Genomic DNA, 21,166 nt, shown 5'->3' on the forward strand with positions numbered 1-21,166 from the left:
AAAATAAAAATATTTATAAATAAATTAAGATGAAAAGGAATAGTTACCATTAAAATAGGAAAACTGAAAAATTCATAAACGCAATCAATAATCATTTCTTATTAAAATATAAATTGCATTCATAAATAAAGAACTCAACTTTTTATATACTCTTGGAATCTTTTTACCCGGTCATTTATTTATAATATAAGAGAGAAAAAGATTTTACTGCCTTTTTCTAAGCAAAAAAAGGACTGCCTAAAACTTGTTAGACAGTCCATTTACATTATTTTAAAATCAGACTCGGAAAGTTTTCTACTTTCCGAAATACGGATTAATATCTCCTGTTCGAGTTATAACCGCCGCGATTGGAATTATATCCGCCACCGTTATTACTTCTTTCAACACGAGGTTTTGCAACGGCCACATTAATCACTTTACCGTCATATTCGGCCTGATTCAGTTCGTCGATAGCTTTTTGTCCTTCCGTATCGTCGCTCATTTCCACGAAACCGAAGCCTCTTGAACGACCGGAATCGCGATCCATAATAACTTTTGCAGATGAAATGGTTCCGAATTCTGCGAATAATTGATTTAAATCGGCATCATTAACGCCATAGCTTAAATTTGAAATGTAAATGTTCATAGTAAAATAAACTTTAAGATTAATAATAAATAAATGAGGATGAAAAAAAATTGAAAGGAAGTCTACTTAACAATAACATCTACTGCCGGGCAGGAATTCGAATACAAAAACTATTTCTTCTCAAATACGTGCCAAAGGTAATACAATAAATTAAACTAACGCTATAATTGCTATTTTATTTCTATTTATTTTTCAATACTTTAGAAATATACTATCAGGTTATAGGCAGAAAAGTATCATAAATTCGTCTATCGTAATACCAATATCTAAATCTTTTTATTTTTCCACTTTCCTCTCTTTATATACCAGTAAGCCAGACTTCCCATGGACAGTAAGTACACATATTCCGTCGTCCAGCAGACAGCGATATTCGCCCGTAGATAGATAACGATGTAAACGACCGACGATATATAAAATACGAGAGAGAGCAGCTCCATATACAAAGCCGGACGCGTATTACCGGTACCCGAAACCATATTGAAAAGGATATTGGCCGGGACACTGAACAGATACACGAATATCATCACGTAAAAAGAAGGAACCGCCGCTTCAATCAGGGAAGAATTATCCGTATATATCCTCATGATCGGTGTCGGGAATAGAGCCATTAACAAGATCAGAGGAAGAATAAACATATAACAAAGTTTACTTACCTTCTTAAAAATTTCCATAACTCTACCCTGTTCTCCGGATCCCAGTAAATTACTGACCAACGAGGAAGCTGTCGTGGCAAAGGCACTGACAATAATAAAAAACAAAGCGGAAATATTGCGTAATACATTCGTAATAGCCAAAGGACGTTCCCCCAAATGCTCGACGGCAATAAAAAATAAAAACCAGGTACTTAGAGAGATAAATGCCTGCATCATCGTCCAAACCGAGATATTAAGAATCCGGCCCAGCAATTTCTTTTCAACGTGCCGGAAATGAAACAGATTATATTTATTCCTATCAACTCTAAACCCCGTATAAATAATAAAGAAAAGTAAAGAGACCAATTCGGCAATCACGGAAGCGATCGCAGCCCCTGCAATACCCAATGCCGGAAAACCGAATTTACCGAAGATCAGAACATAATTCAGCATAATATTGGTCCCGACCATCACCAAAGAGTTAGCCGTAAGCGTGCGAGTGTCCGCTATCCCGATATAAAAAGCTCTAAAAATGAGTGCCGCAAACGAGAAAAAAAAGCCATAAACCCTCCAATTCAAATAACTAAGCGTAGCTTCATATACTTTTGGAGAATCGATAATGGCATCGAGCACCCGAGCCGAAAAAAGTCTGGAAAGCCCAAAAATCAGCGTCGCCCAAAATAGCTGAAATACCAAACCCTGATTAAAAATAGACCCGATCGAAGCATAATTACCCTCTCCGTTTCGACGTCCGATCAGGATCTGCACTCCCGTACTAAACCCGAACCCGAGCATAAAAATAGCCAAGTAATAAACTCCGGCCAAAGCGGAAGCCCCTAACTCGACCTCTCCGACACGACCTAAAAAAGCCGTATCCGTCATACCGATCAGGTGTTCCATTAAAACACTGATCAATATCGGACCCGCAATGTGCAGAATTTGCCGGTTGGAGAATCGCATAATTGGTCAAAATATTTTTAGATTGGTCGGCAAAGATAACCGAAAAATTAGATGTTTTCACTCATTTATCACGAAGAGATCATTTCTACTTCAAAAGAAAATTTTTTCAATGAATTTTCAAAATAAAAAGGCATGATATTAAAGTCCCGGAAAAAATAAAGAAGCATACGTGAAAATATCTCCTAAACGGATTCGAAGAAAAGATTTTGCCCGTTGTTTCTGAGTCTTAATCGTATTCAGGCTGATTTGTAAAGACTCGGCAATCTCCTTATCCGGCAACTCTTTAATATAAGACAAGGTAAAGATTTCTTTGCATTTTTCCGGTAATTCGTTAATGGCATCGAAAATTTCAGCCACGACTTCGGCCCGAATTTGCTGACAAAGGATATAATCTTCATCCGACTCAGGCGATTCTAATTTTTTATAATTCCGTTCTTGGATTTCCTTATCCCGAAGATAATTTAAACAACGGTTCTGTACGCTATTGTATAAAAAGATCCGTATCGTTTTTAAGTTCGGAAACTTTACAATATCCGTTTTCCAAAAAGCCAAAAAAACATCTTGGACGATATCTTCTGCCTCACAGGAATCTTTCACGATTTTCAAGGCAAAAAGACACAAGCGTTTATGAAAAAATTCAAACAAACACCGGAAAGAAGACGGTTCCCTATGGACTAATTCTTTTACAAATTCTTCGGATTGAATATTAACATCAGACATATTCCAGGTCATTATCTTTCCTTACGCACAACTATTGCTCACAAATATATTTATAATATATTATTTTTACAAAGAAGTACAAATAATAAACAAACATTTGAACACTTAAACAGACTTATCCTCCATTAGCGGATCAGAGATCAAATCATGCGATTACGGCAACAGGAATCACCAAAATACGGTATAGATAACCGCCAGTAAAATAAAAATCACGTAAGCGGCAACATTAAACGTCTTGTCTGTTTTAAACATATCCGCCGTAAGGACTATCGCCTTCGGATCATCGTCATCTTTATTCGTACTCAAACTCACCATGCCGATCGTTACCATGGTGATCAAAAAAGTATACAACATTTGATCCATAAAAGGCATCTCTATAGGCAAAAATTTCAGCAGCAAAGCTACTGGAATAGAGACCAAGGCTCCCCATATCGCCCCTTTGTTCGTCGTTTTTTTCCAAAACAACCCCATCATGAATACAGCCAATATTCCGGGACTCACCAAACCGGTGTATTCCTGTATGTAAATAAACATCTGGTCGAAGCTGGCCATAGCCGGAGCCACACATCCCGCAACGACCAAAGCGATTGCGGCTGTCAGACGCCCCACGTTCACCAGTTTCCGGGAAGAAGCATCCCGGTTTACATATTGCCGATAAATATCCATCGTGAATATAGTCGAGGTCGAGTTAAGCATAGAAGCCAACGAAGAGACGATGGCTGCCGCCAGAGCCGCCAATACCAATCCCTTTAATCCCGTCGGAATAAAAGTACTGATCAGCCACGGATATGCCTTATCGTTTCCCCCCGTCATTTCAAACATCCCCCGTACGGCCGGATCGGTAGATTCCGTGTACATCACGAAAGCGACAATTCCCGGAATCACCACGATCAACGGAACTATCAGTTTCAAAAAAGCTGCAAAGGCTATTCCCTTCTGGGACTCTTCCAAAGATTTAGCCGCCAGCGTACGTTGGATAATATATTGGTTAAAGCCCCAGTAATAAAGATTGGCCACCCATAATCCTCCTATTAACACGGCAATACCCGGCAAATTCATGAATTGGGGATTATCTTTCGATATAATCATATGGAATTTACTTTCCGCTACCTCCATAACATGGTTAAGCCCGTCAATGACGCCACCCCCGGGTAACACATTATCCAAAGCGATGATAGTTGTTATAACTCCCCCGACAATCAACAACGCAACCTGGATCACATCCGTCCAAGCTACAGCCGACAAACCTCCGTATATAGAATAGGCGGCCGCAACCACAGCCAAACCGACAATCGCCGGAATAAAAAGATCGCCGGTTCCGGTTCCGATGATCGTATCAATGGCCTTTGCTCCTAAAAACAAAACAGAAGTCAAATTCACGAACACAAATAACGCAATCCAAAAAACAGCCAGTATGGTTCTTAAATGGGTAGAAAAACGTTTCTCCACGAATTCCGGGATCGTATATATCCCCTGTTTAATGAACACCGGCAAAAAATACTTTCCAACAATAATCAATGTCAGTGCAGCCATAAATTCATAGGAAGCAATAGCTATTCCGACGGCAAAACCGGAACCCGACATCCCGATAAATTGTTCCGCAGATATATTGGCCGCTATCAATGAAGCACCTATCGCCCACCATGGCAAGGATTTACTGGCAAGAAAATAATCCTCCGTCGTCTTTTCGGTTCCCTTTTTCGTTCGGGAAACCCATAAACCGACGGCAACGATCATCACGGCATAGACGCCAAAAACCAAATAATCCCAGAATTCGAAACTCGCATTAAACATGACTCCTGTTTTTAATTTGATAATCAATACAGTTGATAAGCACCCTCTCCTATATCCACTATATAAAATTCCGGTTCCAAACCGATTTTATTTTTATAAATTACGGACAATCGTTCGACAAAAGAGGCGACAGCCTCCGTACTAACCAAGTTAACCGTGCAACCGCCGAAACCACCTCCGGTCATCCGTGCCCCCAGCACCCCCTCCAATTTCTGTCCCTCTTCGGCCATCGTATCCAACTCTTTACCGGTCACTTCATAATCCTCCTTTAACGAGCGATGAGAGGCATTCATCAATCGGCCGAAATAAGGCAAATTTCCCTCCTTTAAAGCTCTGATCGCTTCATTTACCCGTTCGTTTTCAGTCACCGCATGACGAGCCCTCCGACGTACTTTTTCATTTTTTATAAGATCGGCATATTTTTCAAACTCCTCCCGGTTTAACTCGCATAAATGATGAATCGGTAATTTTTGTTTTAAACAATTCAACGCCTCCTCACTCTCTTGCCGCCGTTCGTTATATTTTGAATCCACCAGACCGTGTTTCTTGTTCGTGTTAGCTATGACCAACTTATATCCGTCCATATGCAAGGGAACCCACTCGTAATCCAATGTAGCACAGTCCAACGCAATAGCATAATCCTGTTTCCCCATTCCGGACGCAAATTGATCCATGATACCGCAATTCATGCCTACAAAAATATTCTCCGCCCGTTGCGACATCTTTACCAACGCTACCCGGTCCAATCCGGCCTTCAATCGGTCATTCAGCATGATAGCCGTAACGACTTCAATGGATGCCGAAGAAGAGAGTCCTGCTCCACCGGGGATATCACCGTAATACAACAGATCGTATCCCCATACATCATACTCCTTATCGGTAAACTCCTTCATCACCCCCAGCGGATACCGTACCCACTCTTCCGGTTTGTTTGCATACGCATCTACTCCCAGTACTGCCCTGTATTCCTGATTCAAACTGATAAACTCCGTCTGATGATCCTCGCGTTTAGCTATTAAAAGATAAGTGCCAAAACTCAATGCACAAGGAAAAACACGACCACCGTTATAATCGATATGCTCCCCGATTAAATTCACCCGTCCCGGTGCAAAATAAGCATGTTCCGGTTTTTGACCGTAGATCTCTTCAAATTTCCTATTCAATGAATCGACATCCATAGCAAGTATTTTAAAAGTTGCAGCCTAACAAAGATAGACTATTTTTCAGATCCTAATTCATTTTTATTAACAATCTAAGAAATAAATCTCTTATTATTCCGCAAAAACAACGGTTCAATAAATATGTCTAATTTTGCGTTCCGCATCGACAGGGCTATCCGATACTCAATCGTTTCCAATAGGATCGATACCGATATTCTCTATCATCAGTACAATCGCCTTGTTCTTTGCTATCGGCCGATGCATAATTCCCTTGGGCACACATACCCCCTCAAACCGTCCCAGCTCAAAATTACCCTTCTCCGTTTCCAGGACAATGCTACCGTCAATGACAAAAAACAACTCATCATCGTGATCATGCTTATGCATATGGAATTCCCCCTCAAAGATACCCAATCTAAATACGGAAGAATTTACATTACATAAAGATTGGTTAAACCATTTGTCGGTACAACTCTTCACGATCTCCGGGACATTAATCTTTTCCAGGTAATTGTACTTAATGTCCATCTGCATTTTATAATCCATTTTCTGATCCATACGACTACTTTTTATTTATAACACGAAAGATATTAAAAATGTCCATTCATAACAACAAAAAACTATTTTCTTTAATTTTACCACAACAAAACAAAACGGCTATGCAAATCAGAGAATATATTTTAAAGAACGAAAGTCTGGAGGTTCATATCTGCAATTACGGTGGAATCATTAAAAATATATATACCCGTGACTGTGACTGGAAGCCGGTTGATATCGTATTGGGATTTGACGATCCGGAACAATACCGGTCTCCCGGATACCTGAATGCTTACCCTTGCCTTGGAGCTACAATCGGCCGTTACGCGAATCGGATCCACAGAGGAGAAATCGCATTAAACGGACAAAATTTTTCTTTGGAAAAAAACGATCATGGAAATTGCCTGCATAGCGGATCAACGGGTTTCGACCGTCAGTATTGGGAGGGAGAACAAATTGACGACCATCACTTAATTCTACGTTATACCAGTAACGACGGAGAAGGAGGTTTTCCCGGTAAATTGGAGGTCACCGTTCAGTATATACTGGTCAACAACACGTTGAAAATAACGTATGATGCCACGACCGACCGGGACACGTTTGTAAATATCACCCACCATCCCTATTTCAACCTGAATCCGGAGCAGGAAACCATTGCGGGACTGGAACTTCAATTATACTCCAATCGCTTACTGGAGACCAACCCGGAACTCATCCCTACGGGAAATATTCTAACCGCAGATACAGATCACACGTTTCATTTTCCGAAACGCCTCTCGGGGATTATTGAAAAAAGCGGTTTAGACGATTGTTATCTATTTCCCGATTTAGGTTCTATCCAACTGATGGCGGAACTCAGCTCTCCCCAGACAGGTATCTTACTTACTATTCTTTCGGATTATCCGGGTTTACAGGTATACACGGGCAAATTTCTGCAAGTCGAAAATGGTAAACAAGGTAAACATTACGGACCGTTTTCCGGTATTGCTTTGGAAGCCCAAATGTTCCCGGACAGTCCGCACCACCCCTCTTTCCCCTCTACTCTTTTACGACCGGGAGAAAAATACCATCACACGACTATTTATTCCTTAAATTGTTTCAGCAAGGAAGAAACCGATGATATTTGGTAAAAACGGGGAGTTTTCCCCGTTTTCGATTCAATTAAACCGATAAGCAGCCTTTCTCATCTCCGTATGAGACTTAAAAGGGTGTTCCGGTTTTAAATATTTCGCCAAAAACTGGTATATCGAATACCGAATTTCAGTAGATTGTTTCGTATCGATACGATCAAAAGAGTGTCCGCCGGGAATCTCTTCGAATATTCGATACTCGAATTTCTTTCCCTCGGCTTTCAGAGCCCGGATCATATGTTCCACTTCCAGCACACTCACATCGTCGTCGTTTGTATTCGTGTGAATCAACAAAGGTGTTTTTAATTTTTCGGCATGCCATACGGGAGAACGACGCTTGTATTCCTCCAAATTTTCTTTGGCCGTTTTTCCGATATGGTTCTTATCGGAAAAGATTTTTCGGTAGCTATCACTGGCATACCCCATCCTCATGACAATATCAGAGACCGGAACCCCTGCAAATCCACACACGTAAGCATCCGGATGCTGAAACAGATTCATCAGAGTAATCATCCCTCCGTGACTCCAACCGATTATCCCGATCCGGTTTTTATCCACGAAACTGTAATTCTCAATCATATGATTCCGGCTTTCGTACACATCTTCATTCTCTAATCCGCCGTAATCGATATTATCGTAGGTCTGTTTCCCATACCCGGTACTTCCCCTGTATTCGGCAGCAACCACAATATATCCCTGCGCCATTAATTCCCGTATGATATGGGCATAATAGGTCGAAAAATCCGAATGTACGCCACTATGGGCAAAAACGATTAAAGGATATTTTTTATCCGTATTTATCGTTTTGGGTATAAACACATAAGCCCAAAATTTCAACGGATTTTTAGCTCCCATCTCAGTCGGATTCCGTACGTTTGCACGGGGAGGACCACACACGAAGACCTTATCGATATAGGCTACATCCCCCACCTTGTTATACCACAGAACATCATCCATTTTTTTCATCAACTTATCGTTTTCGTGACGCAGGTTCCCGTTCTCCGTCCTCAACGCCTTCAACTCTTGCCGAAGCTCATCTTTTTCCTGAGCGTACAAAGTACACCCCACGAGGCACAATAATGCCCCCGTTACATACCTCATTATTTTCATAATCCACATCGTTAAGTTAAACATTGAAAACAAAGATATAAAATTAAACTAATATCGTACAAAAATGTTCCTCTACACTCTAAGCAGAATCGCTAACATAAAACAAGAAGTCCACCTTTAACTTCCCAAAATCCCCGATCTGTTCCGGCGTCGAAGAGGTCCGTGAGGCAACTAAAATGTAGAGCAGTATATCGATATAACGCAAAGCCCATCGAGTTCATTACCCAGCAACAAATTACGGGTAGGATTTTTCGTCCTACCCGTATAAACCACAACATAGACTTTCCCGCCACGTGATTCCCTGTCACTTATTGTCCGGAGAATCATCTTCGCGAGGAAAACAAACTAATAATAATACAAAGACACTACGCCACCATCAAATCTTTTATTATACCAATATTTTTTCTGAATTTCTCCGGGTTTCTGAGGATCGGCATACAGCTTGATGACCCGGCAATCGCCGTTATCAAAAGCAGCTGCAAATACCTGACCGTTAAAATAGCGTTGAGCGGCATTATATCCCTCTCCTCTCCAGGTTGCGGTAATAACAAAATCCGTCATGTTTCCCTCCTCTTCAAAAGCATAGATCTGCTTTATGGATGTACCTTCCATGCTCATCGAGTAGAGCGCTTTACCGGCTCCGACATACAAAAAGTCATTATACGAATCATCCATAGCCAGTTTCAAAAGCCCTTTGCCCTGTTCGATCAACCCGGCAGCATCCGCGGGTAGTTTAACATTAGAAACGGCCGTGTAAGTAATCCGATGAACGGATCCGTACACATCGGTTTTTATTCCTGCAGCCTGGATATAATAATCGCCTCCGTCTTTATACAAGACATAAACGTTATCATTCCAAAAACTTTCATGAAAAAGAATCGCTATCACCTCCTTGTCAAAATTATTCATATCGATATACCCTTTCGGAAGATTCCCGGCATTGGAGGGCCGAGACAAATCATAGATAACAGAATAATCGATACTTTGGTAAGATCCCGTGGAAGCCGTCATCGCCAGAAAGCGTTTTTTCTCTTTTTCATAAATAACAGCCAATTGATCCTTGGCCTCAATATACTGAGCTTTAATCACCTCGGACCCCTTATCGGGAACATCGTAAGGATCGTCAAACACCAACGGTTCCGTGATAAAACGTCCGGTATTGGGATTTCCATCGTCATAATTCACCCGGGTATAAATTTTCCCCGATTCATCCAACAACAAAGAAGTAGCTCCGACACGTACAAAATCCACAGGTTTCAAATTACCGGGATCTCCCACGAACTCGTCTTTCATGGAAACGATTTTTTTCATATCACTCGAATTAATTGCAACCGAACTCCGCCAGTCTTTATCCAATATCTGCAAAGCATAATATTGTTTTCCGTATCGGGTAATCATAATAGGATTCGCTCCCAGTTCTTCGTTATCATTGTATAACGGGTAGACGTTTTCATGAGGTATATACTCCGTTACCGAGAAATTATTATACACTCTTCCATCCAGTTCCACCGTTTTTTTCTCCCAATAGCGTTCAATGAAATCCAATTCGGTTTTTCCATCCTTTTTCCCAAGTACCACGACCCCGGTATTAAAAGGAGCCCGGATATTTACCATAAATTGATAAACAGTAGCATTCCCGGCCCTTTTCCGGTATATCAACAACATGGCCTGTGCCTCTTCGGTACATACATAGCGCAGGTTTTGTTCTCTCGATACCACTTTCCCGTCGAATCGCCACTCGTAAGTCAACTCATCATCCCCCCGGTACTTCACCTCTACATCCAGTTGTAACTCTTCGCCGGAAGTCACCTTAAAAGTCTTTGCGGACTCTTCGTCGAAGTAAAATTTTTGCTGGTTAGCCACATTCGTTACAATAACGGAATCCGGCAAAATAATATCTTTATAATCCAAATTCGTTTTATCATCCAGACAACCGACGAAAGACAAAACACTTAAGACCGATATAATTAAAATTCTATTTTTCATAATCTTAGATTTTTCTGCATAACTTAAAAATTCTCCCATCCGACACAGATCATCCCGTAATGGTCACATTCATCATACTACCATCCTCGTCCTGACGGGGATTCTTCTCCAATGCTCTTTTAAACAGAATTGCATAATACCTTTTTTCGGAAGGGTCCAATATGCCAAAATCCCGAATTCCCGTCTCTTTCACAAATTCTTCGTATTTGGTCTTCGAATATTTTCCCAAATAGGATTGTTCCACATTAAAATTCCACCATTCAAGCGTCATAAAAATATCTCCCACGGTAATCTCGACAAATAGAGAATCAGGCATATAAGTTTTAAAATCTTCATTGGAAACCAATTGTAATCTCAAGATTTTACTCCCCTCTTTCAAAACGGGTTTTCGCAACAATTGCACACGCATTGTATCGACACAACCGGAATCTGCCTGAAAAAGTTGTTCGCTTTCCAACAGATAACAATCTTCGGGTAAGGTCGTCTTTTCTTTATCCACGGCAACGGCAAAATGCAAAGCTTTTGTCAAATTGTATCCCCGAAATTCGACAGGTACTTTGATGATTTTATCTATCACATTATCCCCCTCGAAAGCAAAAGTATAATCGATCTCATAGTACACCTTCCCCGGAATATTCTCGAACTTAAATTTGATGTATCTTTCCCGAGTAAACATCTCGGGCTCTTCGGTTTGACAACCAAACAAACCTAATACGCTTAATAATATTGATAAATAGATAATCCGCATAATATTAAAATTAAAGTATTTCACGTCAGTTTATTGTAAACCGGCTTCCGAATCCGGTATAGGCATCACTAACTTCCCGTTATGAGGAACAGTCGTACCGTTCTCACGTAAAGGCAGGTTCAATCTCTTGTACACATACACCATTTGTCCTTCCCCTAAAAACTCCCGGCGATACTCCCGCACGATCGCTTCCATAAAATCGGCCTTATCCACGTTCATATCCAAGTCATAAACAGCATTATTCCGGGCTTCCACCACCTTATTGAACAACTCGATGGCTCTCGCCTTGTCTTTGTCAAAAATACTTTCAGCCGCTATATAATAGCATTCGGGAAATCGCAGTACGGGAATTAAGGATTTGGCCGCGACCATATTATCCTGCACCTTACCGTCCAAAGAGTATTTGGTTATGATATCCCGAGGTATTGCAGCCAACCTGACATCATTCGGATTCGTACTGAAAATATTCACCTTATCGTTTACTTTCAATGTATAATTCCCGGCTTTGGACCCGAAATACTTTTCCGTCAAATCCGACAATTTAGCATTGTAAGCCCCGAAAAGCATCTCTGTCTGTAACCGGGGTTCCACCGTTGTTAACGTCATCGGATCTCCGATATATCCCGGAGCGACAAAATTATAGGTCGTTTTTCGTTCCGCCATGGTTACAATCTCATTTGCATTTTCGTATGCTTTATCTTTCTCTCCGGCGTACAAACACACCCGGGCCAACAATTGTGTAATGGGAAAATAGCTTAATCGGTTGGCTCTATACCTGAAAAATTCATCATCTGCCTGAGGAGAATAACCCACACCATCGTCTAATTTTATTCTTACCCCCAAGGTCCCGTATTGGTAAGAAATATACCCGGGATATTCCGGATCCGTATCAAATGGTTTTACCCATTCCTTGGCTTTCTCCAAATCTGCAATCAAGTGCTGTAACAACTCTTTTGTCGGAATGGGGGGATTCAAACGGGAAGGATACTCTGTCACGTAAGGAACAAAAGAAGAGACTCCTCCCTCATCGTCGATCGGAGCCTTGGCGTAAATCCGAACCAGTTCAAAATGCATCATTGCCCGGATAGCGTATGCTTCAGCCAGAATCATGTTTTTCGTCGCATCGCCATATTTAAATTTTATCTCCTTATCCTGTTCCAAGTTTTGAATCAAGTTATTAGCTTCAGCGATCACCTTATAGCAACTCAACCAGATAGAGGCTCCGATTGATTTAGCTTCCGATTGGTCGTACTCAAATTTCATAATCTGGTTATAACCTTTATGGCCTGTTTCATGTAAGGTATAACTACGTCCCCAAGCTTCAATCGCTCCCCAGGACAACTCTTGCCCGTATAATTCGGCTTGCGCTATATCGATATACAAACCATTCAAAGCAACGTAATAGCCCTGTGTCTTTTCGAATAATGTCTCCTCGTATATATCTAACTCCGGCTTTACATCCAACCATTTATCACATGATACGGATACAAATGCCAGTAAAATCATACTTAGTATATATCTCTTTTTCATACTCTTATATTTTGTTAGAAACCTACATTGATTGAAAAACTATAATTTCTGGCAAACGGGTACGACAACCCTCTTTCCTGCTTTATCGATGACACCCTGAATACATCGTTCATATTAAAAGTAAACCTTACCCGAGTGAAACGGAATTTTTGGGTAATCCGATCGGGTAACTCGTAGCCGAAAGACAAAGACTGCAAGGTCAACGTATTGTCATCCTGCACAAAACGACTGGTAGGATTAGTCGGAACATTCCAATCTTTTAAACTCTTGAAACCCGCAACATCCCCCTCTTCCTTCCACCGATCGGTAAACACCCGTTTATCCACATTATTGGCGATATTTGCGTTTTCAATTTTTGTCTGTAACGTCTGATTATACTGTTGCCCTCCATAAGTATAGGTAAAGTACAGATCGAGCGTAAAACCATAAAGAAAAAGATTGGACGAGAAAGTTCCGTTGAGCTTAGGTTCCGTATTACCACAAGCCACATTTTCAGCCGCAATCCAAGCCGTTCCCGTGCTCCCGTCTTTATAGCGAAACATCTCTTCACCCGTCTGAGGATCGATCCCCAATGACTGCATGGCATAAATGGATGTTGTAGAAGCTCCTTCCACGTATTTCAAAAGAGGCTTCTTCGCTTCGCTATAATTTACACGGTCCTGGTATTTCTCCTCTATTTTTTGATTGTAGGACTTTAAAGATTCCGATATTTTCTTTATCTCGTTTTTATTGGATGCCATATTACCGGAAAAATAGAGTTGTGCATTTTTCTTTCCTAAAGCTTTCACTCGCAGACTCAACTCGTACCCGTTGTTGGTGATCTCCCCGATATTCTCTTTATAGGATAAAAAACCCGAAGAAGAAGGAATATACATATCGGCAATCAAATCTACCGTTTTTCTAAAATAGTAAGTTCCCGTGAAAACAATCGTTCCGTCGAACAAATTAATTGTTCCCCCCAAATCGGTAATTTTCGTTTTTTCCCACTTTAAATTTTTATTTCCCATGGCTGTAATGTTACCGCCGGCTCCCGTGGGATAGACGTATTCTCCATTGATCTTATAAACGGTTCTGGCCGTATTGGCCGGGAAATTTGCCTTTCCGGTCACGCCATACGAACCGCGGATCTTTAGTTCAGATAGCCAATCCACACCTTTCATAAAAGAATAGTTGTGAATATTCAATCCCAATCCTCCGGACCAAAAAGGAGCGAAACGTGTTTCACTTCCAAAAGCCGAATTTCCATCCAAACGCCAAGTCGCATCTGCCAAATAAATATTATTATAGGTATAGTTCATCGAAACCATGGCTCCGAAAAGTCTGGTTTTCTGCTGATAAACAGTAGGAGCATTCGGAAACTCACGGGCAAATTGCGGATTGGAAAAACCACCTGTCGGAATATCTCTTAAATAAACACTACGACTTTCATCCGAACTCTCTTTGACATTTATTCCGGCAACCAGATTAATATTATGAAATCCGATCATATCATTGTAATACCCGAAAACCCCACCGTCAATCGTCGTGGCGGAAGTATTTCCCAACGTTATCTCACCCTTATAACTTTTAGAGACGTATTTTCCGGACTCCGGAGAGGTATAGGCATCGGAGGTTCCCGTGGTATAGGTTAGGGCAATGTTTCCCTTAAAATGAATCTTATTGGTCAAATAGTATTGGATCGAAAAATTATCCAAAAACTCTTTCGTTTTGGTCTTATCATAACTCCCGTTATAGGCATCATATAAAGGATTAACAATGGTTCCGCCATTCCGTTCCCTGATCACCTTGGAAATAGTTCCGTCTTCATCTAAATAAGGGTAATAAGGATTCATTCCGGTGTATTGGGAAAAGGCCCCGAAAGGAGATTCTTCCGAATTCACAGCGGTGTAACCTGCCATATTTTTAAACATCAATTTACCGGTATTATACTGTACCTCAAAACTAATTCCAAACCTTTTTCTTTCAGAACCTTTCATTACCCCGTTATTCCCCTGATAATTTACATCGATACCATAACGTAATTCTTTCGTTCCTCCCTCCATTCTTAAGTAGTGTTTGCTACTTGTCGTGTTGCGTAAAGGCTGAAACAACCAATCCGTCTCGATTCCCTTTTCTATCAGCCTGAGTTTGTACTGATAATAAGCCTCCTCCCAAAAATTCTGATCAAAAAGTCCTGCCGCCTTCTCCGCTTGTACCTTTTCTCTCGCGTTCATTAAATTATAATCCCTCAAATCCGGAGTTTGTATGTTCAGGTCATAATTATAAGTAAACAAAACCTGTCCCTCCCGGGGAGCAACGGTAGTGATCACGACAACTCCGTTAGCGGCCCGAGAACCGTAAATAGCCGTAGCGGCAGCATCTTTCAGCAAGGTAATGGATTCAATTCGGTTAATATCCATATCGTAAACCTTACTTACATTCACCTCAAACCCATCCATAATAAAGGTCGGCAAGTTCGGATTATTCTGTAATGCCGTCTTAGAGACATTCGCCTCATCCAATTCCGTAATACCAATGCCCGAAGCTCCCCGAATACTGATTTCCGGTAAAACGTTCGGATTAGATCCCATGTCATTGTTCACCGCTATACGAAAAGAAGGATCTAATACTTGAATAGATTTCAGAATATTTGTCGGGGAAATCTTTTTCAATTCCGCTGCTGTCATCGTACGGGCATTTCCCGTAAAAGATTGCCTGGAGATATTGGCGTAACCCGTGATAACAACATCTTCCAATTTTACCTTCTCCTCTTTCATGACCACATGTATCTCTTCCCGATTTTTCAACGCAATTTCCTGAGACTCCATCCCGATAAAGGTGAACACGAGTATTAGGGTCGAATCCTTTTTAGACAAACTAAGCTTGAATCGTCCGTCATTATCTGTTGATACCCCTAAGGTCGAACCTTTTATACGAACCGTTACGCCAGGGAGGGGTAACCCCGCCTCATCTTTCACGGAGCCTTTTATAATAACACTCTTGACACTATCCTGTGCCGGAGCTCTCATCTTACGAACGATCACTACATTATTACTCAGCTCGTAAGTCAAACCGGTTCCTTCCAAACATTTATTCAAAATAGCCACGACATCCGCATTTTTCATTCGGATATCTTTCCTTTCTACATTTTTCACATCATCGTTACTAAACATAAAGCTGATACCGGATTTTTGTTTGATCTGTTCAAACACCTCCCGAAGGGATGCTTTTTTCAAATCGATATCCAACTTCACATTCTGGGCGAACGTACTCGCACTCAACTGACTGACTACGAGAAACAAGAATAAACATGTAATCTTCATAATTCGTAGAATTGGATAAAATCTCAGGTCTATAAACCTGAAACAGACTCTTTTTTTTCTCATAACATTTGTTTTTAGTTTTTACATTAGCACTACTTATCTTTGTTTGCGGCAAAGACAAAATCTCATCTGTTTCGAAACATTTTCATAGATTGATCTTTTTCATCATGTTATACTTTTATTTATCGACTAATCAAGGATAGATTCCTTCTCCTGTATCACAGTTTTTCAACAACTATTGTTTTGTTTTTTATCCGGAAGAAAATCTTATTCATCTTTTCCATTAACGATATAAACTCATCCAGATTACTGTATTTCTTTATGTCCATTGTAAACCGTAAATCCTTTAAATCCGGACTGCAATAAGAGACATTTACATCATACCAACGACTTAACTCATCCATAATCGTTTCAAGCCGCTCATTTTCAAAAACCATTCGCCCTTCCTTCCAAGCCAGATATCGATACACGTCCACCTGCCTTACCCCTATTTTCCCATCTTTACTTATTCGAGCCTGATAATCGGGAAATAACCGACAACTATCATGAACCCCGATAACATCAACAACACCTTTCACCAATGTCGTAACCATTTCCTTTTCATAACGATATGAACGGAGCACGAACTCCGTACCTAACACCCTAATATCCAATCCATTCACATGAACAATAAAAGGTCTGTTCGAATCCTGAGCTACCGAGAAATAACCTTCTCCACTAAAATAGACTTCTCTCGAGTCTGCATCAAAAACAGACGGAACACGAAGTTCCGATTCCGCATTCAGACAGACTACGGTACCTTCACTCAGCTTTGCCACATACTCCCCTCCGCGGGGAATCCGAATGGTATGATACTCGATAATGCTATTCTGTACAGATTCCCCGGATATATCCAAGGTATCCCTCCGGTTAACCATAACGGAACCAGCCGCCTCCAAACGAAAAACAGTATCGTTATTTAAAACGATCTTACGCCCTCCGGCCAGTTCGAGAATGGCCATGGATTTACCGGGCAATATCTTTTCTTCCGTTAATAAAGGAGCTTGTTTGGAGATGTCCTTCCGCATCATGTAATAGAAACCGACACCAAGAAATATTAAGACAACAGCCGCAACGCGAATAAGATGACGATACATTAAGATGCTTCTTTTTTTTGAAATTTGACGATCTATTTTCCGCCAAACATCACGTTTTATCGTCACATTATCATCCGTAATAGCCTGATTAATAAATTCTCCAAACGTTATTTTTTCAAAAAGCTTTTCATGTTCCTCCGATTGAAGCAGCCAAGTATCCAACTCCTGTTTTTCTACCTCACTGATACTCCCGATGATCTGTTTTACAATGATTTTCTTTATCTTATCTATCTTGCAAACTCTCATAATACCAACGTTTATTGAGAAACCAAACGTCAGCATATTTTAAGAAAAATGTTTTTATCAACATATTGATAATGAGCAAAAATAGCTCGCTAAAGGGGAAAGTATTTTTAATATAAATAAACGTTCATTTAATAAGCATACTATATTAGAGACGCCAAAAAGTTATTTTGGTGTTATAAGAAAATTATTTTTTTTAAGAAAAACGAAGAAAAGTTTAAATAGAAAGCGATTTTTCTCCCCAAAATATTTATTAAAAAATCAGACTTTTCACCATATCGAAATATCGTTGTATATCAAAGGCAGACTCTCTACCTCTATATATAAAATACGGGTAGAACAAAATGTCCTACCCGTAACCCATTACACAGGTCTTATTTACTCCTGTTTACTCTATTTATCTTGCGCATCCCGCACACACCTGACACTCATTCTTTTTATTTTTAATGTCGTCCCCCTGTAAACCTGAGGCGAATTATAAACAATTTTCCGATAAACAGCTTTTTCCGAATTTTCGTCGGCAGAGGCAGCCCAAAAGAAACCGTATACTCCTAAATAATCGCACTTCCCACGAGATTCGCTAAACCACCCGTAATAACCACCCAATTGCATATGTAATCCGGTCCCATCCGCTCCTTGTTGCATTAACTCACCTTGAATACTTCCACGAAATCCCAATTGATCCAACTCATTATCTTTCATTCCCAATGCTTTTTCCAATTGTTGCCAATCCTCGTCGGTCGCTACGCGCCATCCTTCGGGAGCTGCGGCCAATGCTTTTTCGTAAGTATACAGAAAACCGTATTTTTCCATATTCCCCATAATATCCTCCAACTGTTTATCATCCGACTCGTCCGTATTGTAATAAGGCTCCACGAAACCTAATTCAATATCATCAAAAGTTCCGCTCAGGTTCTGTACCATCCAGTCCAAATTACCGATACGGACCCAACTATACTCGATCCCGGTTCTATTATCCACGAAGACACCTTCCGCCTTCGGTTTCACGGTAAGTTCTTTCTCATCTTTCTCACAAGCAAACAGTAGCGTGAGAAATACAATACTTATCATAAAGGTCTTTATTCGCATCATATTCGTTTTATTTTACCGTACAACATTAAAACCTATTTTCTTTATAGCCTCTTTCAAAGCCCTATATTTTTCCTGCACTACCGGGTAATCTTTATTTTCAAGCATAAATTCCTCCTCTGTTTGGGAAAAAAAGGCATTCAAGTAAGCCTCCAGATCCACGGACTTCTTAGGAAATGTATATGTCGGCGAACTCAGGAAGCCGATTGTTTTCACGTCCGAGATACTCGGGAATTTACTTCTGGAAACCTCATAATAATTCTCACCGGGCTTATAAAATTCTGTCAGATAATTATTACCGAGAGCGTTCACTTTTTGGCGAACAATACCCTCCACGATTCTATCGGCAAGCACAGCTTGTTGTTTTTCCGTCATATTTTCAATTCCGGATAAAGCAATTGCCAAAGTCCTCATCCCCCAATAAAAATCGATATTACTGGTAGTCCACTCTCCATACTTTTGTACCGATTCTTTTACCAATTGGGTTACCAATACGGAGTAAGGACGAAGAGCTTCCGTGATAACCGGCATAATCCGATTTTCAAGAAATGTTACTGCTATTTTTTTCTCATCTATCGTTTTCAGGTAGTCATAGGCATAACGATTGGAAGAGATACTTGTCATCCCGTAACCGATATCCAAAAGTTCATAGGTATAAAGCGGATTTCCTTCTTCATCCGTCCCCTTTAATTCCCGATGAAGAGTATCGTTAAAAATCAAATAAGAACCGTTCTTCGTGAAAAACTCCCTTCTCAAAACCGATTCCGCATCGGTTGCATCCCCAGGTGCTTCAAAATAATTCTTATCCAGCCCGCTGGGTAACAGATGATCCTCCGATCCACAAGACAAACACAACAACCCTAAAACGAGTGTGCCAAATATTGTATGTATATAATCCATAATCTAAAAATTAAAATTTAATAATTGATTACCTCAACAACCGTCCGGTCTTCCCGCGGATTGTCCTTTACTCCGTCGAATTCGACAACTTCGGTCGGAATAGGCAATGTGTAAGCGGAGTCATTCTCCTTCAACTCGTATACCGTGCTTCTAATCGGAACTGTTCCGTCCCAATCCTCTTCAAAATAGGTAAACGTGTGACGAATGGTTTTCGTATAGGGTAATTTCTCGTTTACCGTGTAACGACGCAAGTCGAACCACCGATGTCCTTCGAAACACAACTCCCGAAAACGTTCATTTCGAATAAAGGTAATCAGTTCGTTTCCACTCAACGCAATTTTCACGTATCCCTCTCTTTTCATCCGCTTCTCCCGTAACGTATTTAATGCGGTCAATGCGGTCGCTTCATCTCCCCCACAAGCTGCCGCTTCTGCAAGGTTCAGATAAGCTTCTGAAGTTCTGAAAAGGAAATTATCCGAAACATCTATCCTGTCCGTTCTTCCGGGTTTTACTTTTCTGCTAATATAATTACCACCTTTTCGTTCCAAAAATACCGTTTGTCTCAGGTCTTCATTCTCTTTATAAGGTTCAAACTCCTTATACAATTCTTCCGAGATAATAAAATCCCGGGTATAACCGGTTACCGTATTCGGAATAACATTCGATCCCATAGAAAATATGGTTTCTACCGATTTCGAAGAGAGGAAGTAATTATCCGTCGAATTAAACGTATTTAAATTCACCAGGTCACTTTTCCGGTCTATCACTTTTTGAGCATAGATTTTAGCATTCTTATAGTCTTGCATATACAAGTATACCCGACTTTGCAACAAATTTGTAGCGGAGATATCTGCCCTGTAAATACTTTTTGTCGGAATCCCTTCCAAACAGGTTTCTGCTATTTCCAAATCGGCAATGACTTGGCGATATACACTTTCAACGCTATTTCTTTGATTAAATTTTACATCCTCCACGTAATCTGTCAACTTTAAGGGAACTCCCGGGTCTGAGGATGCCGTCGATTTAGAATAAGGTTTCCCGTACAGATTCACCAGGGTGAAGTAATAGGCAGCCCTCAGAAAATGGGCTTCTCCCTTTATACGCTGTATCGCCTGACGCCCCGCATCGGAGTCTGCCCCTTCTTTATCTATCGCCTTAATGACCATATTTGCGATATTAATATGCTTGTAGAGGCGATCCCAATCCCGGTCCTCCGCATTTCGGGCCGTTCCTTCCACATTCATTCCGACCCTCCGTTGCCAGGTATAATACCCGAAAATAGCCTCGCGACTGGTCCTGCCGTAGTCTAAAGTCGCCCAAATACACTCCTGTGTCTCATCCGACATGAAATGAATATACGGATAATAAAAACTATTTACTCTCTCGTCTCCTAACTGGCTGGAAGCGACAACCTCCATATAGCCATCACCCAAGAGCAGTTGATCCAAATCCTCGTATCCCCGGACATACGCCGTATCCTGTGAATACTCTTCCAAAAAATCAGAACATGAAGTTGTGATTAACAGCAATATCCCAATTATATATCGTACTTTCATCGTTTAAG

At 40.7% G+C, this 21,166-nt stretch carries 16 protein-coding genes; 1 reads left to right on the plus strand and 15 read right to left on the minus strand.

What is annotated here, in order from left to right:
- Positions 1–313 precede the first annotated feature (313 nt).
- From QZR76_RS06450 to QZR76_RS06475, 6 genes are all read right to left on the minus strand, one after another.
- Positions 314–625, minus strand: coding sequence for an RNA-binding protein (locus tag QZR76_RS06450; protein WP_294141482.1), 312 nt, complete (start codon positions 623–625; stop codon positions 314–316).
- A gap of 266 nt (positions 626–891) precedes the next feature.
- The gene (locus tag QZR76_RS06455) at positions 892–2,217 is read right to left on the minus strand and encodes an MATE family efflux transporter (protein ID WP_294141484.1); all 1,326 of its coding nucleotides are present in this window, start codon (positions 2,215–2,217) and stop codon (positions 892–894) included.
- Between the two features lie 138 nt (positions 2,218–2,355).
- On the minus strand, positions 2,356–2,937 hold the full coding sequence (locus tag QZR76_RS06460) for an RNA polymerase sigma-70 factor (protein WP_294141486.1): 582 nt from the start codon (positions 2,935–2,937) through the stop codon (positions 2,356–2,358).
- Between the two features lie 168 nt (positions 2,938–3,105).
- The gene (locus tag QZR76_RS06465; protein WP_294141489.1) at positions 3,106–4,731 is read right to left on the minus strand and encodes a sodium/sugar symporter; all 1,626 of its coding nucleotides are present in this window, start codon (positions 4,729–4,731) and stop codon (positions 3,106–3,108) included.
- 23 nt (positions 4,732–4,754) lie between these two features.
- On the minus strand, positions 4,755–5,909 hold the full coding sequence (locus tag QZR76_RS06470) for a galactokinase (RefSeq protein ID WP_294141491.1): 1,155 nt from the start codon (positions 5,907–5,909) through the stop codon (positions 4,755–4,757).
- A 165-nt stretch (positions 5,910–6,074) separates the two neighbouring features.
- On the minus strand, positions 6,075–6,449 hold the full coding sequence (locus QZR76_RS06475) for a cupin domain-containing protein (RefSeq protein ID WP_294141494.1): 375 nt from the start codon (positions 6,447–6,449) through the stop codon (positions 6,075–6,077).
- A 101-nt stretch (positions 6,450–6,550) separates the two neighbouring features.
- Between QZR76_RS06475 and QZR76_RS06480 the strand changes: the two genes are divergently transcribed.
- Complete coding sequence (locus tag QZR76_RS06480; protein WP_294141495.1) at positions 6,551–7,558, plus strand: aldose epimerase family protein; 1,008 nt, start codon at positions 6,551–6,553, stop codon at positions 7,556–7,558.
- 27 nt (positions 7,559–7,585) lie between these two features.
- Here QZR76_RS06480 and QZR76_RS06485 read toward each other — a convergent pair whose 3' ends face one another.
- From QZR76_RS06485 to QZR76_RS06525, 9 genes are all read right to left on the minus strand, one after another.
- Positions 7,586–8,524: a prolyl oligopeptidase family serine peptidase gene (locus QZR76_RS06485; protein WP_236684983.1), complete on the minus strand. Its 939-nt coding sequence runs from the start codon at positions 8,522–8,524 to the stop codon at positions 7,586–7,588.
- A 489-nt stretch (positions 8,525–9,013) separates the two neighbouring features.
- Positions 9,014–10,654: a PKD-like family lipoprotein gene (locus tag QZR76_RS06490; RefSeq protein WP_041502702.1), complete on the minus strand. Its 1,641-nt coding sequence runs from the start codon at positions 10,652–10,654 to the stop codon at positions 9,014–9,016.
- A gap of 49 nt (positions 10,655–10,703) precedes the next feature.
- On the minus strand, positions 10,704–11,402 hold the full coding sequence (locus QZR76_RS06495; protein WP_294141496.1) for a DUF4843 domain-containing protein: 699 nt from the start codon (positions 11,400–11,402) through the stop codon (positions 10,704–10,706).
- 30 nt (positions 11,403–11,432) lie between these two features.
- Positions 11,433–12,932 (minus strand): RagB/SusD family nutrient uptake outer membrane protein, encoded by a 1,500-nt coding sequence (locus QZR76_RS06500; RefSeq protein ID WP_294141497.1) that lies wholly within the window; start codon positions 12,930–12,932, stop codon positions 11,433–11,435.
- Between the two features lie 14 nt (positions 12,933–12,946).
- Positions 12,947–16,234 carry a SusC/RagA family TonB-linked outer membrane protein gene (locus QZR76_RS06505; protein ID WP_294141498.1) on the minus strand — a complete coding sequence of 1,096 codons (3,288 nt, stop codon included), beginning with the start codon at positions 16,232–16,234 and terminating at the stop codon, positions 12,947–12,949.
- Positions 16,235–16,452: 218 nt separating this feature from the next.
- Positions 16,453–17,616, minus strand: a complete 1,164-nt coding sequence (locus QZR76_RS06510) for a FecR domain-containing protein (protein WP_294141499.1) — start codon at positions 17,614–17,616, stop codon at positions 16,453–16,455.
- A gap of 390 nt (positions 17,617–18,006) precedes the next feature.
- Positions 18,007–18,705: a fibrobacter succinogenes major paralogous domain-containing protein gene (locus QZR76_RS06515; protein WP_294141500.1), complete on the minus strand. Its 699-nt coding sequence runs from the start codon at positions 18,703–18,705 to the stop codon at positions 18,007–18,009.
- A 12-nt stretch (positions 18,706–18,717) separates the two neighbouring features.
- The gene (locus QZR76_RS06520) at positions 18,718–19,602 is read right to left on the minus strand and encodes a hypothetical protein (RefSeq protein WP_294141501.1); all 885 of its coding nucleotides are present in this window, start codon (positions 19,600–19,602) and stop codon (positions 18,718–18,720) included.
- 17 nt (positions 19,603–19,619) lie between these two features.
- Positions 19,620–21,158 carry a RagB/SusD family nutrient uptake outer membrane protein gene (locus QZR76_RS06525; RefSeq protein WP_294141503.1) on the minus strand — a complete coding sequence of 513 codons (1,539 nt, stop codon included), beginning with the start codon at positions 21,156–21,158 and terminating at the stop codon, positions 19,620–19,622.
- Between the last annotated feature and the right edge of the window lie 8 nt (positions 21,159–21,166).

Origin of the sequence: uncultured Sanguibacteroides sp., from assembly GCF_900543425.1 — a bacterium.
Lineage (GTDB): Bacteria > Bacteroidota > Bacteroidia > Bacteroidales > Marinifilaceae > Gabonibacter.

Coding starts and splice junctions, on each gene's coding strand:
- QZR76_RS06515 (WP_294141500.1), bottom strand. CDS start 18,705: ATGATGCGAATAAAGACCTTTATGATAAGTATTGTATTTCTCACGCTA.
- QZR76_RS06460 (WP_294141486.1), bottom strand. CDS start 2,937: ATGTCTGATGTTAATATTCAATCCGAAGAATTTGTAAAAGAATTAGTC.
- QZR76_RS06490 (WP_041502702.1), bottom strand. CDS start 10,654: ATGAAAAATAGAATTTTAATTATATCGGTCTTAAGTGTTTTGTCTTTC.
- QZR76_RS06465 (WP_294141489.1), bottom strand. CDS start 4,731: ATGTTTAATGCGAGTTTCGAATTCTGGGATTATTTGGTTTTTGGCGTC.
- QZR76_RS06510 (WP_294141499.1), bottom strand. CDS start 17,616: ATGAGAGTTTGCAAGATAGATAAGATAAAGAAAATCATTGTAAAACAG.
- QZR76_RS06475 (WP_294141494.1), bottom strand. CDS start 6,449: ATGGATCAGAAAATGGATTATAAAATGCAGATGGACATTAAGTACAAT.
- QZR76_RS06470 (WP_294141491.1), bottom strand. CDS start 5,909: ATGGATGTCGATTCATTGAATAGGAAATTTGAAGAGATCTACGGTCAA.
- QZR76_RS06455 (WP_294141484.1), bottom strand. CDS start 2,217: ATGCGATTCTCCAACCGGCAAATTCTGCACATTGCGGGTCCGATATTG.
- QZR76_RS06500 (WP_294141497.1), bottom strand. CDS start 12,932: ATGAAAAAGAGATATATACTAAGTATGATTTTACTGGCATTTGTATCC.
- QZR76_RS06505 (WP_294141498.1), bottom strand. CDS start 16,234: ATGAAGATTACATGTTTATTCTTGTTTCTCGTAGTCAGTCAGTTGAGT.
- QZR76_RS06480 (WP_294141495.1), top strand. CDS start 6,551: ATGCAAATCAGAGAATATATTTTAAAGAACGAAAGTCTGGAGGTTCAT.
- QZR76_RS06520 (WP_294141501.1), bottom strand. CDS start 19,602: ATGGATTATATACATACAATATTTGGCACACTCGTTTTAGGGTTGTTG.
- QZR76_RS06450 (WP_294141482.1), bottom strand. CDS start 625: ATGAACATTTACATTTCAAATTTAAGCTATGGCGTTAATGATGCCGAT.
- QZR76_RS06485 (WP_236684983.1), bottom strand. CDS start 8,524: ATGAAAAAAATGGATGATGTTCTGTGGTATAACAAGGTGGGGGATGTA.
- QZR76_RS06495 (WP_294141496.1), bottom strand. CDS start 11,402: ATGCGGATTATCTATTTATCAATATTATTAAGCGTATTAGGTTTGTTT.
- QZR76_RS06525 (WP_294141503.1), bottom strand. CDS start 21,158: ATGAAAGTACGATATATAATTGGGATATTGCTGTTAATCACAACTTCA.